Source organism: Chitinophaga sp. YIM B06452 (assembly GCF_039655965.1).
GTDB lineage: Bacteria > Bacteroidota > Bacteroidia > Chitinophagales > Chitinophagaceae > Chitinophaga.
The window spans coordinates 85907-103056 of sequence record NZ_JAWLKY010000006.1 but is presented as its reverse complement, the minus strand read 5'-3'; the positions used below and the strand labels follow the sequence as shown (position 1 = coordinate 103056).

Here is a 17150-nt window from a genome sequence, read left to right as displayed (position 1 = left end):
TCTTTCCCGGATGAAGGCATCTTTGCGGGATAATCCACTCACATATGCCTTTAGAATTTATTACCATTGAGGGCGCCCGGGAAAACAACCTCAAAAATGTTTCCCTGCGCATCCCGAAACGGGCTATCACTATTTTCACCGGCGTATCCGGCTCCGGGAAATCTTCTATCGTATTCGAAACCATTGCCACAGAAGCCAAACGGCAATTGCACGAAACCTTCACCGCCTTTATCCGGAATTTCCTGCCTCATTACGGCCAGCCCGATGCAGACGCCATCAGGGGACTTTCCACGGCCATCGTGGTAGACCAGAAGCGTATCGGCGGCAATTCCCGCTCCACGCTCGGCACCATTACAGACATCAGCCCGCTGCTGCGCCTGCTTTTTTCGCGTTACGGCGAACCCAGGGTGGGCACTGCTTCCAACGTTTTTTCCTTCAACGATCCCGCCGGTATGTGCCCTGAATGCCAGGGCGTGGGCCGCAAGCTGGGGCTTGACCTGGATAAGTTCCTGGACAGGTCCAGGAGCCTGAACGAAGGCGCTATTGTATTCCCCGTGTTTGCCGTGGGCACCTGGTATTGGAAGAATTATGCCTTCTCCGGTTTTTTTGATGTGGATAAAAAATTGGAAGATTACACCCCGGAAGAATGGGAGAAATTGGTATATGCCCCCACGGAAAAGTTTGAGCTGGAAACCGCATCAGGCCCGCTTAATATCACGTACGAAGGGCTGGCCGTGAAATTCGACCGGCTGTACATCAAAAAAGAAGGCAGCATGGCGGAGGTAACGGCCAAACGGGTGCAGCCTTTTATCACAGACGTGATCTGCCCGGCCTGCAAAGGCGCGCGGCTGAACGAAACTTCACTGTCCTCGAAAATACTGGGGCACAATATCGCGGAAATGGCTGCCATGCAGGTAGATGAGCTGGCGGAACTGCTGCGCACGATAGATGACCCTGTGGCCGTGCCCGTGGCAGCGGGGCTGCTGGAGCGTTTGCAGCACCTGGTGGATATCGGGCTGGATTATGTGAGCCTCGACCGCGAGACTGCCACGCTTTCCGGCGGCGAAAGCCAGCGTGTGAAAATGGTGCGGCATCTCAGCAGCAGCCTGGTGGATATGATGTACATCTTCGACGAGCCCAGCATCGGCCTGCATCCGCGGGATGTGCACCGGCTGAATAACCTGCTGCGGCTGTTGCGCGATAAGGGCAATACAGTGATCGTGGTGGAGCACGACCCCGCGGTGATCCGCATTGCAGATCACATTGTGGATGTGGGCCCTAAAGCGGGCGCCCATGGCGGCACCATCATGTACGAAGGAAATTTTGAAGGATTGCTGCAGGCGCCCACGCTCACCGGCCGGTTCATGCAGCAGCAGCTGCCCGTGAAAACCGCATTCCGCCAGCCTTCCGGGCATATCACCATCGGGCCGGCCTCGCTGCATAATGTGAAAGATATCAAAGTAGATATTCCCACCGGCGTGCTCACGGCCGTTACCGGCGTGGCGGGCTCCGGCAAAAGCACACTCATCAACCGCCTGCTGCCGCGCCAGTACCCGGATGTGGTGATGATAGACCAGGGCGCTGTAGGCGCTAATTCCCGCTCCAACCCGGCCACGTATTCCGGCATTATGGATATTATCCGCAAGCTGTTCAGCACAGAGAACAATGTGAGCGCATCGCTGTTCAGCTTCAATTCCGAAGGAGCCTGCGAGAACTGCAACGGGCAAGGCGTGATCTACACCGATCTCGCTTTTATGGAAGGCATCAAAACCACCTGTGAAAAATGCGAAGGCCGGCGCTTTCACGACGATGTGCTGCAATACCGCTACCAGGGCAAAAACATCAGCGAAGTGCTCACCATGACCATCGCCGAGGCGCTGGGTTTCTTCACCAGAAAAGAGCTGCGCAAAACCCTGCAGGCGCTGCACGACGTAGGGCTGGATTACCTCACGCTGGGCCAGCCGCTCAGCACCCTGTCTGGCGGCGAATGCCAGCGCCTGAAACTCGCGGGGGAGCTGCATAAGAAAGGCAGCATCTACATCATGGACGAACCTACAACAGGTCTGCATATGTCAGACATTGCGCACCTGCTGAAGATGATCAACCGCCTGGTAGACGCGGGCAACACCGTGATCGTGATAGAGCACAACCTGGACGTGGTGCGGAATGCGGATTGGGTGATAGATATGGGGCCGGAAGCGGGGCACAAGGGCGGGCAGGTCATTTTCCAGGGAACGCCGGCGGAATTGCTGGAAGCGGAACATTCGCTGACGGGGAAATTCCTGGCCCTGGAAGAGCATTGAAAATATATTTGCGTAACCAAAAGGTTTCTCTATATTTGTAACCGAAAGGTTACTTAATTGACCTGCACATCATCATGAGAAGGGACGTATTCCAGGCCATAGCGGATCCCACCCGCCGGGAGATCATCCAGCTGCTGGCGGCGAAGCCGCTGAACCTGAACGCAGTAGCGGAGAATTTCGACATCAGCCGCCCCGCGGTATCCAAGCACATCCGCATCCTTACGGAATGCGGGCTGGTAGCGATCCGGCAGCAGGGCAGGGAACGTTATTGTTATGCTGAACTGCAGGCGCTGAAACAGGTGAATGAATGGACGGACCAGTACCGCGCTTTCTGGAACAAAAAGCTGGACGCGCTGGGCGCTTTCCTGGAGAAGGAAGAACAGGCCGCGCGCAAAAAGAAAAAATAGCCCCGCTTAACTAAAATCTTGCTCATATGAAACATGAACCGCTTGTGATGGAGCGCACGTACAATGCGCCGCCAGCCAGGGTATGGGAAGCCATTACGGACCATGCAAAAATGAAGGAATGGTATTTTGAAATGTCCGGCTTCAAACCCGAAGCGGGCTTCGAATTCACTTTTCCCGGCCAGGGCCACGATGGCAAAGATTTCCTGCATCTCTGCACTGTTACGGAAGTAATACCGGGTAAAAAACTGGCGCATACCTGGAAGTACAAAGACCTTCCCGGCGAATCGCTGCTCACCTGGGAACTGTTCCCCGAAGGCAACGGCACCCGCGTGAAACTGACGCATGCAGGCCTGGAGACCTTCCCGCAGGCCGACCGCAATTTCTCCCGCGAAAGCTTCACTGGCGGCTGGACCGAAATATTGGGCAAGAACCTCAAAGAGTTCGTGGAAAAATAAACCGTCATTACCAAAAAACTCGTCATTGCGAGGAGCCGCAGAGCCAAAGCGGGAGGGCGACGAAGCAATCTCTTTCATTGGATTGATACACCCGGTATCTGGAGATTGCTTCGTCGCATCTCCAGTCGCAAAGAATTTCCCTGTGCTCCTCGCAATGACGGGCCTTTTCCGAACCGGTTATAATCATTTTAATGAACTACAGCCATATCATCTGCGTAAACGCCCCATTCGCCGCAACATCCCACACTTCCACCCGCACCCATTTCCTGCCGGCAAGGTTCACCGGCCAGCGGAATGCCTGCTTCCCGAAAGCCTGTGTGTGAGCCAGTTTCACCCGGTGGCGATATACTTTTTCACCGTCTCCCGAAACGATCTCTGCAAAACTGAGCGGGAAGGTCCAGTCCAGCTGCATGTTTACGGTGGCTTTCCCGGATGCGGGCACTTTCAATGTTTCGCCGGCCCCTTTGCCGTTGATGTTGAATGAAGGGATGAGGACCTCGCCCGTGGAAACAAAGAACCTTCCATGCCGGATGGCGTCTAAAACAGGCTGCCAGCCGTCGTCGTAGGCGGGCAGTTTGTCCAGCTGCAGGTAGTTCACATTCAGGTGGGCATACATTTCATTTTGATGGGTGATCGTAAAGATGTCCGCTTCGGCGATCACATGTTTTTTTAATCCCCAGTTGGCCATATCGTCCATCAGGTGAAGCACCCTTTTACTTAAGGTCTGCCATGAAAGGTCTGCTGGTATTGCTTTCCAGGCAGCGCCCATGTAGGTGTCTGATTTAAAGAATTCTTCATGCCGGTATTTGTCCGGGTAACCGGTGGAGGCCTTGGTCCTGGCATGCGCTACCCAGGCAAGACCATTTTCAAGTTCCAGCAGCTTCAGCATTTCCTGTTTATCGCCCACGTGATATACTTTGCCATACCCGGGCATTTCTGAAACAAACGGCACATCCGCTTTCCTGGACATGACCCAGTAAACAGGTTTCGGGAAAAAAGCCAGCTAGTGCCCGCCGTAAAAGTTATTGGCTTCTTCGCCCGGGAGCAAAAGAAAACTGCTGTCTGAAAGGCGGCGGGTTTGTTCGAATAAGGCATGCAGCTCCTTCAGCCTGGCCGTATCAGGACCTTTGGGATGCCCCGGGCCATGGAATTCCGCCAGTTTCACGATGTCCAGGCCGGCTTTTTTGAGCACATCCACAAACTCAGGTTTCTCCGGAACCGGTTTGCCGCTGAGCACTATCGAAGAAATAAATTCATTGTGAAAATGGCTGGCCATGGTCTTGTATCCCGGCAGGGGAGCGAAAGAATCGTCGTGCGTAAATTTCTTTACTGCTTCAAGCGCGCCGGCGGCGTTATCTGCGCTGATCAGGCAGAAAAAATTCAGCCGCTGCACGGTGCCGGGTGGAGCGTTGAACCAGGGTACATATCGTTTGTCGCCAATGGGGTCCTGCCTGATGCCGATGCCGGGATCGGGCACAAGGTCCAGGTAATTATTGCCGTACCAGGTAAACTTCAGGTTGAATGCTTCATCGAGCGGGTAAAAATATTGATGCGGGGCGGGGAATACAGCCAGGCTGCCTTTTTCATTTTCCCCGATGATCGTCCTGTACTTTACTTCAAGATCGCTGGCGGAAGTTTGCTGCGTGAGCTTCGCATATTGCATTTCATTTTTTACATCAGCCCAGCCGATGTTTTTCCAGTTGTCTTTTTTGCAGACGAGGCCTGCATCGTACAAAATGGCGGTAGAATCTTTCGTGGTTGAAACAACCGCGGCGATATTGAATAACGGGCTTCCGTTGTACAACGTGATCTCCAGGTGGCCATTGAATGATGCCGTTTTCATTTCACCGATCCGGATGATGGTGCGGGTACCTTCGCTGGATATTGCGGCGCTTCGTTTATTGAATTGCACCAGCTCCGTTGAATACGGCCGTGTGGGCACCTTGTCGAAAAACACGTCCCATCCGCCGCTGGAAGGGCTTAAGGTTCTTTTGCCGGTTCTCAGGATAAATACGGGATCGAGGTTGGAGGCAACTTCCGTGGATGTGTTGGCGCGGGTTAATTGTATGCTGCTGAACAATGGCCGGGCGCCGTCCAGGTCGAGGACCAACCTGCCTGTGCCGGAAGCGCCGGCGGGCCAGTTTACTGTAATGAGCTGTTTGTTCACGGCAACGGCTGCACCGTTTTTTTTGAAGCCGCTGAGATCTACCGGGTTTTGCGCTTTCAGGATTTGGCCGCAGGCCAGCAAAAGCAGGAAGGCGAGTTTTTTCATACAGGATAATATTGCCTGATAAGATAAAAGAATATCCTGGTTTTTCTGCTTTTAATTGATGAAAACATTATCGCGGGTGAGGTCGTAGAACAGGTTCTGCAGCTGGTGAAGGTGCAGCAGCGGGCGGCCGTAGGGCATGGGGCTGTTTTTGGAAAGCACGACAGGCTGGAATACGCCGGCTGTTTCGCGGATATAAACGCTGTCTTTATGCGTGTATTTGTACATGTATGTATCAGGGTCCTCTCCATATTCCTTTTCTCCGGGCAGGAAGCCGAATTGCAGCAGGTGATCGGCTTCCAGGGCAACGGGATGCACTTTTTCCAGCGGCAGCCTGCTTTTGGGCAGGCCTGAATTGTAGATATATCCTTCAAGCACGCCCTCCACGCGAAACCGCGTCTCGATCATATTGTAATCGTAATACCAGACAATGTTGCCAATGCGGATGTCGGTTTCGTCCATCATGACTGAAAAAATTATACTGTTTACCGGGCCTGCTGCATAATATGCCGCAGCTTCTCCGTGATCTCCGGGATAGTACCCAGCCCGTCTACCTGTGCCAGGGGTACAAGCGTTTCCAGGTAGCGGATGGCGGGCCTGGTCTCTTTTTCGAAGATACCGATCCTTTTGAGGTGCGTTTGCTCGTTGCGGTCATCGAGCCGGTCCGATGTTGCTGCTCTTTTTTTAGCGCGTTCCAGCAGCTCTTCCGCAGGCACGTTGATATTGACCGCGTGAGAAATGGAAAGCCCGTTCCGCTGCAGGATGCGCAGCAATGTATCTACCTGCGGGATGGTGCGCGGGTAGCCGTCGAGAATGATGCCTTTGTCTTGTTTATGTGCCAGCAGGATGTTTTCCAGCAGTTCTTCCATCACTTCGTCCGGTACCAGTTCGCCTTTTTCTTCGTATTGCTGCATGAGCCTGCCGATGGGCGTTTGCCGTGCCTTTTCTTCCCTGATAACATCGCCGGTGGAGATGTGCGTATAGCCAAGCTCAGCTTCCAGTATTTCGCATTGCGTGCCCTTGCCGGAATAGGGAGGGCCGGTGATCAAAAGAATGTCCATGCGATAAATTTACCCTTTATTTTCAAACGGAAAATGTGCAATATTGCAAACCGCAGTTTCTCTGCGTATACTCAGCATTCAAACACACAATATCATGCAGGCAATCATCGATGCAACGGAATCGTTCGTAAAACAGGCGCTCACAGGCGCGGAAGGCGGCCACGACTGGTGGCACATCTACAGGGTATGGCAACAGGCACGGCATATCGCAGCCAAAGAGCAGGTGGATATGCTCGTTGTGGAACTGGCCGCGCTCCTGCACGATATTGCGGATTCCAAATTCCATAACGGCGACGAACTCGTCGGGCCCGCCAAAGCAGCGGCTTTCCTGCAAACGCAACCCGTGCCCCAACACGTTACGGATCATGTGGTGAACATCGTCAAACATATTTCCTTCAAAGGCGGCAACAACGCCCGCGAATTCTATTCCCCGGAACTGGGCGTAGTGCAGGATGCAGACCGGCTGGACGCGCTGGGCGCCGTGGGCATTGCGCGCGCTTTCAACTACGGCGGCTTTAAGAACCGCGCTTTGTACGACCCTGCGATAGCGCCGCAGCTGAACATGACGAAAGAAGAATACAAACATTCCGCCGCACCCACTATCAATCATTTCTATGAGAAGCTGCTGCTGCTGAAAGACCGCATGAACACCGCCACCGGCAAGGCCCTGGCGGAAGAAAGGCATGCATTCATGGAAGCATACCTGCAGCAGTTTTACAGGGAATGGAACGGGGAGAGTTAGCGAAAACAACGCCTGCACATCCGCGAACGGCGTGCAGGCGTTTGAAAAATAAGCCAGGCGCTAAGCCTGCGCCATCTGCCGGCAATACTTTTTACGGTATTCCTGCGGCGTGAGCCCGGTCACTTTTTTGAATACGCTCCTGAAAGTTTTCAGATCGTTGTAACCCACGTCGTACATCAGCGTGCTGATGTTCTGCGCGTTTTGCTCCAGCGCTTTTTTGGCGGATTCGATCTTCACGCGCTGGAGGTATTCCAGCGGCGTGTTGTGGGTGGCGTTCTTGAACCGGCGGATGAAGTTCCGCTTGCTCATGCTGGTTTGTCCAGCAATCTGTTCAATGGATATGGGAAGATGGTAATTCTCTTCAATATATGACTGCGCGCGGAGTATCTCATCGTCCTCGTGGCGGCGCTGCCCCTGGAACACCAGGAAGTGGCTCTGGTTCATCCGGTCGATGTCTATGGAGAACATTTTACTGATCTGTATGCCAATGTCGCGGCTCACGAATTTCTCCACCAGGTACAGCACAAGGTTGAGCGAGGAAAAGGCGCCGCCGCTGGAATAAACGCCGTCGTCGTCCGTGATCACCCGGTCGCTGAGCACGCTGGCCTTGGGGTAACGTTGCTGCATGTCCTGGATGGCCATCCAGTGCGAGGTGCAGGTTTTACCGTTGAACATCCCGGCTTCCGCCAGGAAGTAGCTGCCCAGGCAAAGACTGGCCACTTCAGTGCCTATCTTTTGCATGTCGCTGATCCATTCAATAATGCCGCGGTTCTTTTGCAGCACAACGTCCGGCTGGCCGTGAAAGGCGGGCACGATGATCAGGTCCGTCTGCTTTACTTCTTCCATGGACTTGTAACAAAAGAAAAGGGCGGGAACATTCAGCTGGATGTGTTTGACCTTTTCACTGACCAGCTCCACTTTAAATGCCGGCTCCTTTCCTGCCATTCTGAGCAGCTGGTTGGCGCCTTCGAATACATCCAATACGCCCGCTACAGCTGAAAGAATGGCTTCTTCATAAATTACCAGAGATACTACTTTCATGGTGGTTTGTGCATTGATTACTGTAAATATAGACCAAAGAACTGGCACAAAAAGCCCCCCGGTATGGCATGAACTCCCAGTAGTTAAAGCCTCCCGGAAGCTAGGATTATACCCGTTCCCAAAGCCGTTTTTTTGAACTTTTCCCGCTATGGGAGCGCATCCGGGGTGGTGTGAAGGCATGTAGGGAAGGGGGTGATTGCGCCAAAGAAGTTTGTGTGCCGGCGCATTTGCCGCAACCGGACGGCCGGTGTATTAAAACCGGACATTCCCGCTTTCGGCGGCGATTCGCTGAATTGCATGCTGAATGAAACCGCGGTGAGGAAGATGGGGCTCAAAGAACCGGTCATTGGCACGAAGCTCGGCGATCATACCCTGGTGGGCGTGGTGAAAGATTTTGTGTATAACGATCCTTACGGGCTTCCAGGCCCTATGATCATTTATTACAATGGCGGCAGCACTGCTAATATTTTCGTGCGCATGACGGACGATGAAGGCTGGAAGCAACGCCTGGCACAAATTGAAGCTGCCGTCAAAAAACGTCACCCGGCGTATCCTTTCGAGTTCAGGTTTGTACAGGAAGAATACCAGCGCAAGTTTGAAGGTTTCAGAATGATGGGGCGGCTGGCCAGCGTTTTCGGCGGCATGGCCATTTTTATCGCCTGCATGGGCCTCTTTGCGCTGAGCGCTTTCGTAATAGAGTGGCGCACCCGCGAGATCGGTATACGGAAGGTGATGGGCGCCAGCGAATCAGGCATATGGATGATGCTTTCCGCAGACTTTATGAAACCGGTACTGCTGGCATTCCTGCTCGCGGCGCTGCTGGCTGCCTGGGTATTGCAGCTGGTGCTGGCGAAAATGGAATATCACATAACGCTCCGCTGGTGGATGTTTGCCCTGGCGGGTGGCCTGGCATTCGCAGTGTCGCTGGCTACCATCAGTTGGCAGGGCCTGAAGGCGGCTTTCAGGAACCCGGTGGATTCGCTGAAGGTGGAATGACGGAATAATTTTTCAATATTCCGGCAGCTGCTGACATAGGGCTGTCAAACCCCGGTGTTTACTTTGTATCAACAAACAAAAACAAATCACATGGCAAACACCACCGCAATTTCCGCGATCTCCGTTATTGATGCAGATATGCTGCTGGAACACTGGCAGGGCCACCGCAGGCTCACCCGTAAAGTGATCGAAGCTTTCCCCGAAAAAGAATTATACACCCATTCCATTGGCGGCATGCGTCCTTTCGCGGAGCTGGCCATGGAAATGCTAAAACTGGCGGCTGGTATCCACGGCGTTACCGGCGGGGCCTGGGATGAATGCAAACACTACAGCTGGTACGGGGAAGACTATACGCCCCCGGCTACCAAAGAGGAGCTGCTGGCGGCATGGGACGATGTAACGGCAGAACTGAACGACAACTGGAACAAGATCACGGCAGAACGTTTCCGGGAACGGGTAAACCCTTTCGGCAATGAAAGCTGGGGCGGGCCTGCATATTCGATCATCCAGTATTTTATTGACAATGAAATTCACCACCGCGGACAGGGATACGTATACCTGCGTTCGCTGGGCATTACGCCTCCCGGGTTCTGGGAAAGATGGTAAATAAAGGATATTTAAAAACCCCGGCATTGACCGGGGTTTTTTATGATGCCTGATGAGTCAATTTAGTTAAAGGCCTTCTTCGTAGAGGAAAAATGTCTCCGCTACATCCACTTCATAAGCCGGCGCGCTGCCGTCAGCCCGGAAATTAATATAAAAATAACCGTTCCTGTCTGTAGTGGCCTCGGTAGGTTCAGCAGGAAAAGAACTAAAAGGGATAAGGGAAATAATTTCATAGCGCAAAGTTTCCAGACCTTTCTAAAGTGATCCGGCAGCGGAAAAGTTACAGGCTTGTGCCGCGTCGTTTAAAATTGTACTTTAACTCCCCGTTGACCAATAAAACAGTTTATCATGCGTCTGTTACTGTCCATATTCCTGCTTTTTAGCCTGCACCTCAAGGCGCAGCCCGTGAAAGTGGCTGTTGCCGGCATTTCCCATGGCCATTCCGGCTGGATACTGGGCCGGGGAGATAAAGGGGATATTCAACTGGCGGGTATCTACGAGCCCGATACTGCGATGATACGGCAGACCATCCGCCGTTACAAGCTCCCGGAAAAGTTATTCTACACCAACCTCAACGCCATGCTCGACGCCGTAAAACCGGAAGCGGTACTGGCGTTCGGTTCCGTATACAGTCACCTCGAAGTAACCGAAGCCTGCGCCCCGCGCGGTATTCATGTGATGGTGGAAAAACCGATGGCTACCACACTGGCCCAGGCGTTGCGCATGGATTCGCTGGCTGCCAGGCATAACATCAAGCTGCTCACCAATTACGAGACCAGCTGGTATCCCTCCGTGGCAAAAGCTTTCCAGCTGGTGAACGACAGCGGTTATGCCGGCACCATCCGCAAAGTGGTGATCCACGACGGCCACCAGGGCCCGAAAGAGATCGGCTGCAGCCCTGAGTTCCTTGCCTGGCTTACCGACCCGGTGCTGAACGGCGGCGGCGCGCTGATAGATTTCGGGTGTTATGGCGCCAATATTATGACCACGCTTATGAAAGGCCAGAAACCCCTGGCAGTGACGGCCGTTACGCGGCAATACAAACCCGCCGTATATCCCAAAGTGGACGACGACGCTACCATCATCGTGGATTACCCGGACGCGCAATGCATTATACAGGCTTCGTGGAACTGGCCTTTTAACCGGAAAGACATGGAGGTGTACGGCGATAAAGGTTATATCTTTGCGCCCGACGCCAAAACCCTGGAGCTGAGAAATTCTCAGAAGAACGGGGCGGAAGAGCGCCGGGTTACGGCCAGCGATGTGAAAGTGTATGAAGATCCTTTCGTATACCTGGCAGCGGTAGTGCGGGGCAAAGAAACCGTGCCGCCCTTCGGTGTATATTCGCAGGAAAACAACCTGATGGTGGTACGTATCCTGGAAGCAGCCAGGGAATCGGCCCGCACGGGGAAAACGGTGGAACTGAAATAAAATACTGAAACCAGCTTACGGACGACAAGATGCCGCCTGTGCCCTGTGGGCACGGGATTTGGGGGTAATGTCCGGGTATTAACAATTCACCGCCTGAAATTGTAATAGTTAAGGTAAAATGCAGCCAATGGAATCCAACGATCAACCGGAGAAACCAGTCATTTCGAAGGGATTAGATACCTTCTTCATCAGCGTTCACGATATATTTCGGTTCATCAGCCGTTTTTTAAGGGAAGTGCTGCGCCCGCCGCTGGAAGTAAAGGAATTCATCCGCCAGTGTTTTATGGTGGGTTACAAATCGCTGGCCCTCATCAGCCTGACGGGATTTATCACCGGCCTGGTGTTCACCAAACAAAGCCGGCCGTCCCTTGCGGAATTCGGCGCTACTTCCTGGCTGCCTTCCCTCATTTCCATCGCGGTGATAAGAGCATTGGCGCCTTTGGTGACCGCGCTGATCTGCGCCGGTAAAGTAGGCTCGGGCATAGGAGCGGAGCTGGCTTCCATGAAAGTGACGGAACAGATAGACGCCATGGAAGTGTCTGCCATCAATCCTTTCAAATACCTGGTCGTAACCCGCATCATGGCCTGCACGGTATGCCTTCCGCTGCTGATGGCCTATACGGCGCTGGTGGGCATGATGGGATCTTTCCTGGACATTCACCTGAATGAGCAGACCAGCCTTACCGCGTTCTTCGCCAAAGCAATGGACGATATTTCTTTCCTTGACCTGTTTGCCTCGCTGTTCAAATCTATCGTTTTCGGTTTCACCATTGGCCTGGTGAGCTGCTACCAGGGCTACAATGCCACGCAGGGCACTACAGGCGTGGGAAAGGCGGCGAATACATCCGTTGTGGTGAGCATGTTCCTGATATTTATCGAAGAGGTTATTATCGTGCAGGTCGTCAATTCGATCCGCTAAACAGATATGAAATCATTTACGCCAGAAATAGACTACGACAATACGGTGATCTCCATCGGCGATCTCTACAAATCCTTCGGCGCCAACCACGTGCTGCGGGGTGTGGACCTGAAGCTACATAAAGGGGAAAATATCGTAGTGCTCGGCCGTTCCGGCACCGGCAAAAGCGTGCTGATCAAGATCATCGCCGGCCTGCTGAAGCCAGACGCCGGCACTGTGAACGTGCTGGGCCAGGAAGTGCCGGAACTGGGGCCTGTGGCCCTGCGCGAGCTGCGCATGAAAGTAGGCTTCTGCTTCCAGCACGGCGCGTTGTACGACAGCATGACGGTGGGCGAAAACCTCGCTTTCCCGCTCAAACGCAACGAGCCCGCGATGAAAGCCGAACAGCGCGATAAGCTGGTAGACATTGTGCTGGATGCCGTAGGACTTTCGCATACCATAGACCAGATGCCGGCGGAGCTTTCCGGCGGGCAGCGCAAGCGCATCGGCATTGGCCGCACGCTCATCCTGCGCCCGGAGATCATGTTGTACGACGAACCCACCGCCGGCCTCGATCCCATTACCTGCACCGAGATCAATAACCTGATCAACGAAGTGCAGCGCAGGTTCAAGACCAGCTCCATCATCATCACGCACGACCTCACCTGCGCCCGCGCCACCGGCGACGAAATAGCGGTGATGAAGGACGGGAAGTTCATCAGGAAAGGAGATTTCAACGAGGTTTTTTCCGACAACGACGAGCTGATCCGGGAATTTTATGATTATAACTTTACGCAATAAACCATGAAAGATCAAAGCAACAAAAGATCCGTAATAGTGGGCATTTTCGTGTTCGCAGGCCTGCTCATATTCGCAGCGGGCATACTGGTGCTGGGCGGCCAGAAAAAAACCTTCATGAGCTCATTGCAGGTGGTGGCCGTATTCCAGGACGTAGGCGGGCTTGCCAAGGGAAACAACGTGTGGTATTCCGGCGTAAAGGTCGGCACCATCAAAAGCATTACCTTTTCCGGCCCGCATGCCATTGCGGTAAGGATCAATATTGAAAAGAAAAGCCGCGATTTCATCCGCAAGGACGTGCGCGCGAAGATCAGTTCAGACGGGCTTGTCGGCAATAAGATCATCGCGCTCAACGGCGGAAGCCCGGAAGTGCCGGCCGTGGAAGACGGCGATACGATCATCGTGGAAACGAGCATCAGCACAGACGAGATCATGAACACCCTGCAGGTGAACAATAAAAGCCTGGTGGAGATCACCGGAAACCTGAAAGAGATCACGAAAAACATCCGCAACGGCCAGGGCACGCTGGGCAAGCTGATCGCAGACGATGCCGTGTACAGCAACCTGGAAGGCACGCTGGCCACGTTACAAAAAACGGCGGCCAACACCCAGCGCCTCACAGAAGGACTTGCCGCATACACCGCGCAGCTGAGGAATGAAGGTACACTGGCAAACGACCTGGTGACCGATACCGTCGTGTTTGCAAAACTCCGCTCCACCATGACGCAGCTGGAAGCTGTATCGCAGGGAATGGACAGCGTGGTGCTGAACCTGAAAGGCGCCAGCCAGGGCATCAATGAAAACCTGCGCAGCAACAATACGCCCGCCGGCGTGATCCTAAACGACGAACAAACCGGCGCATCCCTCAAACACACCATCGGCAATCTCGAAACCAGCTCCCAAAAGCTGGATGAGAACCTGGAGGCGTTGAAACATAACTTCCTCTTCCGCGGCTACTTCCGCAGGAAAGCAAAAGCCGAAGCCAAAGAGAAGGCAAGGCTGGAGAAGGAAGCGAAGAAGCAGCAATTGCCGTGATCGGCGGTACAAGCAAATAATTGAAGGCCGTCTCAGCTTGAGACGGCCTTCGTTTTTTCAGGAAGACCTTTTCCCGATCTTCAACCATGCAATAGCCAGCAATATCAACACTACGCCGCACCATTGCACCGCATCCAGCTGCTCGCCCAGCAATATGCCCGCAGCGATAACGGCCACGGGCAGCTCGGCCGTCATCACCACTGCGCTGACGCCCGCGCCAATGCGCGGAATGCCTTTGGCAAACAATACCGGCGGGATGATCGTGCCGAAAAGCGCCAGCAATACCGTCCATTTCCAAAGGCCATAGCCTGTAAACGGTTGCGTGGCAAGCGTGTGAAGATTCACCAGGCCAATGCCCAGCGTGGAGCCGGTCATGATCACCGCACTCTTGCGCAAAGGATGCAGCTCATTGCCGTAACGGCTGTTGGCCACCACGAAAACCGCATAGAGGAAAGCGGAGCCCAGCGCCAGCAGCACGCCGGTAAGCCAGCCTGCGGGATCGGCCGCCCCGGGCGTTTCTTTCAGCACGCCGCCTGCCAATACAGAGCCCGCCAGCACCAGCAAGGTAGATACAATTTGCAGCCAGCCGGGGCGCTGTTTGAACAGCAGCCAGTCCAGCAAAATGCCCATCCATACAAACTGCATCAGCAGTACAATGGCCAGCGATGCGGCAATGTAGCGCACTGAGAGGTAATACACGAAGGAAGTAAGGCCAATGGCCGCGCCAGTCCACAACAGGGGCCAGTTTACGCGGAAGCGTATCTTTTCGCGCAGCAGCACCAGCAGCCAGAGCACGGCCATGCCCAGCAGGGCTTGAGTGAAAGAGATCTCCGCGGCATGATAGCCTTCGCGGTACGCGAGTTTAACAATAGTAGAAAGTGCGCCGTAGCTGCAAGCTCCGGCAAACACCATGAGAATATATCGGGTCATTGAAAATCCGGTTGTTTGAACGCTTGAAAATATAGATCGCCAAAGTGAAGCGCAGGCGCAAACAACCAGGGCCAAACAGGCCCGGGGAGAGAGTTTCATCCTGTAGGGGGAAGAATGATCCGCTGGTTATCTGGCTTGCAGGATAACCGCAGGAGGAGGCGTGCTGGTAAGCATAGTATACATGGCAAAAAGATTATTCCACGCAATTTAGGAAATTGCAGCTACAAATAAAAGCTATGGAACCGATAACAATCAGGGAAGCGACGCTCAGCGACCTGGATATGCTGCTCACGTTCGAACAGGGCGTTATCGCCGCCGAGCGCCCGTTCGACCCCACCATCAAAGAAGGGAAAGTGCATTATTACGACATCGAAGCCATGATCCATGAGCCGCATATTTTGATCGTGGTGGCCGAGGCGGGTGGGAAGCTCATCGGCTCCGGTTACGCCCGCATTGAGGATGCAAAGCCTTTCCTGAAGCATGCGCAGCATGCCTATCTTGGTTTTATGTACGTGGTGCCTGAGTTCAGGGGGAAAGGGGTGAACAGCCTGATCGTCGGCAACCTGGTGGAATGGGCGCGCAAAAGAGGCATCAGGGAAGTGATCCTGGATGTTTACGATAATAACGGGCCCGCCGTCAGGGCGTATGAAAAAGCAGGTTTTATCCCGCACCTGCTGCAGATGCGGATGCCCATCTGACGTTTACTCCATCATGATCGCGGTTTTGTTGTATTTGTTGCGATATTCGACAGGGGAGAGGCCGGTCGTTTTTTTGAACACGGTGCGGAACGCCTTGTTGTCTGAATACCCCACATCATACATGATCTCGGTAATATTCTTGCGGCTGGTCTCGAAGCCTTTTTTGGCGGCTTCCACCTTTACCCGCTGGATATATTCGGATACGGTGTTGCAGGTCGCTTTTTTGAAGCGGCGCTCCAGGCTGCGGCGGCTGATGGCGAACTGCGCGGTCAGTTGGTCTACCGTGATCTTTTCCTGGTAATTTTCTTCGATAAAGGTCTGTATGGCCCGGATGGGATCGTCGTCGTGCTCTTTCTGCCCTTTGAACATCAGGAAAGCAGACTGGCTGTTGCGGTCTATCTCGATCGCGAAATATTTCGCGCACATGATCGCCATTTCGCGGTCCGTATACTTTTCCACGATATGCAGCAGCAGGTTCCAGAAAGAATTGGCGCCACCGCTGGAATAAATGCCCTGTTCGTCGGTAATGATCTGGTCGCTCACCAGGTTCACCTCGGGAAACATCCTGCGGAAGTCGTTCACGGAAAGCCAGTGCGTGGCGATCCGCCGGCCCTTTAACAAACCGGTGGACGCAAGCAGGAAGGCCCCTACGCACAAACTGGCCACCTCTGCGCCTTTCCCGTGCTGCCCGCGGATCCAGGGCAGGAAATCTTTGTTAATATCGATCACCTCTTCCATCACGCCGTTAACAGCGGGGATAATGATCAGGTCCGTTTTGGGCACTTCAGACACCACGGTATCGGGGCGCACGGTAAAGGCCTTGTCGTATACCTGGCCTTCTTCTGAAATACCCACCATCTGCACGTTGAAAAGCGCCGGCTTGTCGCGGCGCACCAGGAAATCGTTGCATTGTGTGAACATCCTGTAGGCGCCTTCAATACAGCCTAAAGCGGCAGCGCCCCGGGGTATGAGAATTGAGATGTGTTTCATTCCTTAACAGTTTATCTTTTAAAGGTCGAATGGAGCCTCGCTTAAAGCTCGGGTTCATGCTAACAGTTGTGTTTTACCTGTTCCAAAAATAATAATAAAAAGTTGTCGCATCATCCCCTGCAATTTGCCGTTTTTGCACCCCGTGCATTAACCCGGGCAGGATTACATTTGTACAGCAATCCGAAATAAAGCAAAATCCGCAACAATGGTTGAAGTATTTAAAACAAATGTGACCAGGCCTTTACTTGCAAAGCTGCTGGTAGGCATGATCAATGGCGAAATACCCGGCCACCGGGCCAATTTCGACCTGGAAGATTGCGACCGCATCCTCCGCGTGGTTTGCACGGAAGGGGATGTGCAATCTGCCCGCATCATCGAACTTTTGGCCGGTTTCGGTTGTTCTGCAAAGATACTGGACGACGAAGCCCCGCCCGCCCCACGGTTCTATTGCCTGGCGTCCGCCGGCCGCAGACAAGCTCGTTTTTAACTT

The 17150-nt window shown here is 53.6% G+C and carries 19 protein-coding genes; 12 read left to right on the top strand and 7 right to left on the bottom strand.

Going from position 1 to position 17150, the window contains the following annotated elements:
* Positions 1-44: 44 nt before the first annotated feature.
* From R3I13_RS23435 to R3I13_RS23425, 3 genes are all read left to right on the top strand, one after another.
* Entirely contained in the window at positions 45-2303 is a 2259-nt protein-coding gene (locus R3I13_RS23435; RefSeq protein WP_346320415.1) for an excinuclease ABC subunit UvrA, read from the top strand.
* Between the two features lie 74 nt (positions 2304-2377).
* Complete coding sequence (locus R3I13_RS23430) at positions 2378-2710, top strand: metalloregulator ArsR/SmtB family transcription factor (RefSeq protein WP_346320414.1); 333 nt, start codon at positions 2378-2380, stop codon at positions 2708-2710.
* Positions 2711-2736: 26 nt separating this feature from the next.
* Complete coding sequence (locus tag R3I13_RS23425; protein WP_346320413.1) at positions 2737-3165, top strand: SRPBCC domain-containing protein; 429 nt, start codon at positions 2737-2739, stop codon at positions 3163-3165.
* Positions 3166-3361: 196 nt separating this feature from the next.
* Here the strand turns inward: R3I13_RS23425 and R3I13_RS23420 are convergent, their stop codons facing one another.
* Genes R3I13_RS23420 through R3I13_RS23405 form a run of 4 tightly spaced genes read right to left on the bottom strand, consistent with a single transcriptional unit; the run spans position 3362 to position 6495 of the window.
* Positions 3362-4135, bottom strand: a complete 774-nt coding sequence (locus tag R3I13_RS23420) for a hypothetical protein (RefSeq protein WP_346320412.1) — start codon at positions 4133-4135, stop codon at positions 3362-3364.
* Positions 4136-4168: 33 nt separating this feature from the next.
* Entirely contained in the window at positions 4169-5437 is a 1269-nt protein-coding gene (locus R3I13_RS23415; protein WP_346320411.1) for a hypothetical protein, read from the bottom strand.
* Between the two features lie 51 nt (positions 5438-5488).
* A complete protein-coding gene (locus tag R3I13_RS23410) occupies positions 5489-5899 on the bottom strand; it encodes a hypothetical protein (RefSeq protein WP_346320410.1) in 411 nt (136 codons plus the stop codon).
* Between the two features lie 20 nt (positions 5900-5919).
* On the bottom strand, positions 5920-6495 hold the full coding sequence (locus tag R3I13_RS23405) for a nucleoside monophosphate kinase (protein ID WP_346320409.1): 576 nt from the start codon (positions 6493-6495) through the stop codon (positions 5920-5922).
* Positions 6496-6589: 94 nt separating this feature from the next.
* On the opposite strand from R3I13_RS23405, the gene R3I13_RS23400 reads away from it, so the two are divergent.
* Positions 6590-7237, top strand: a complete 648-nt coding sequence (locus tag R3I13_RS23400) for an HD domain-containing protein (protein WP_346320408.1) — start codon at positions 6590-6592, stop codon at positions 7235-7237.
* Positions 7238-7297: 60 nt separating this feature from the next.
* On the opposite strand, the gene R3I13_RS23395 is transcribed toward R3I13_RS23400, so the two are convergent.
* Positions 7298-8278 (bottom strand): helix-turn-helix domain-containing protein, encoded by a 981-nt coding sequence (locus tag R3I13_RS23395; RefSeq protein WP_346320407.1) that lies wholly within the window; start codon positions 8276-8278, stop codon positions 7298-7300.
* Between the two features lie 213 nt (positions 8279-8491).
* Here R3I13_RS23395 and R3I13_RS23390 point away from each other — a divergent pair, with 213 nt between their 5' ends.
* The 6 genes from R3I13_RS23390 (at position 8492) to R3I13_RS23365 (ending at position 14042) form a co-directional block, all read left to right on the top strand.
* On the top strand, positions 8492-9274 hold the full coding sequence (locus R3I13_RS23390; RefSeq protein ID WP_346320406.1) for an FtsX-like permease family protein: 783 nt from the start codon (positions 8492-8494) through the stop codon (positions 9272-9274).
* Positions 9275-9364: 90 nt separating this feature from the next.
* Positions 9365-9880: a DinB family protein gene (locus tag R3I13_RS23385; protein ID WP_346320405.1), complete on the top strand. Its 516-nt coding sequence runs from the start codon at positions 9365-9367 to the stop codon at positions 9878-9880.
* A gap of 348 nt (positions 9881-10228) precedes the next feature.
* Complete coding sequence (locus R3I13_RS23380; RefSeq protein WP_346320404.1) at positions 10229-11311, top strand: Gfo/Idh/MocA family oxidoreductase; 1083 nt, start codon at positions 10229-10231, stop codon at positions 11309-11311.
* Between the two features lie 127 nt (positions 11312-11438).
* Positions 11439-12230 (top strand): ABC transporter permease, encoded by a 792-nt coding sequence (locus R3I13_RS23375; RefSeq protein ID WP_346320403.1) that lies wholly within the window; start codon positions 11439-11441, stop codon positions 12228-12230.
* Positions 12231-12236: 6 nt separating this feature from the next.
* Positions 12237-13010, top strand: a complete 774-nt coding sequence (locus R3I13_RS23370; protein WP_346320402.1) for an ATP-binding cassette domain-containing protein — start codon at positions 12237-12239, stop codon at positions 13008-13010.
* Positions 13011-13013: 3 nt separating this feature from the next.
* Positions 13014-14042: an MlaD family protein gene (locus R3I13_RS23365; protein WP_346320401.1), complete on the top strand. Its 1029-nt coding sequence runs from the start codon at positions 13014-13016 to the stop codon at positions 14040-14042.
* A gap of 57 nt (positions 14043-14099) precedes the next feature.
* Here R3I13_RS23365 and R3I13_RS23360 read toward each other — a convergent pair whose 3' ends face one another.
* Positions 14100-14972: a DMT family transporter gene (locus tag R3I13_RS23360; protein WP_346320400.1), complete on the bottom strand. Its 873-nt coding sequence runs from the start codon at positions 14970-14972 to the stop codon at positions 14100-14102.
* Between the two features lie 236 nt (positions 14973-15208).
* Between R3I13_RS23360 and R3I13_RS23355 the strand changes: the two genes are divergently transcribed.
* On the top strand, positions 15209-15670 hold the full coding sequence (locus R3I13_RS23355) for a GNAT family N-acetyltransferase (RefSeq protein WP_346320399.1): 462 nt from the start codon (positions 15209-15211) through the stop codon (positions 15668-15670).
* Positions 15671-15673: 3 nt separating this feature from the next.
* Here R3I13_RS23355 and R3I13_RS23350 read toward each other — a convergent pair whose 3' ends face one another.
* Positions 15674-16660, bottom strand: coding sequence for a helix-turn-helix domain-containing protein (locus tag R3I13_RS23350; RefSeq protein WP_346320398.1), 987 nt, complete (start codon positions 16658-16660; stop codon positions 15674-15676).
* 205 nt (positions 16661-16865) lie between these two features.
* Between R3I13_RS23350 and R3I13_RS23345 the strand changes: the two genes are divergently transcribed.
* Positions 16866-17147, top strand: coding sequence for a hypothetical protein (locus tag R3I13_RS23345; RefSeq protein WP_346320397.1), 282 nt, complete (start codon positions 16866-16868; stop codon positions 17145-17147).
* Positions 17148-17150: the final 3 nt, after the last annotated feature.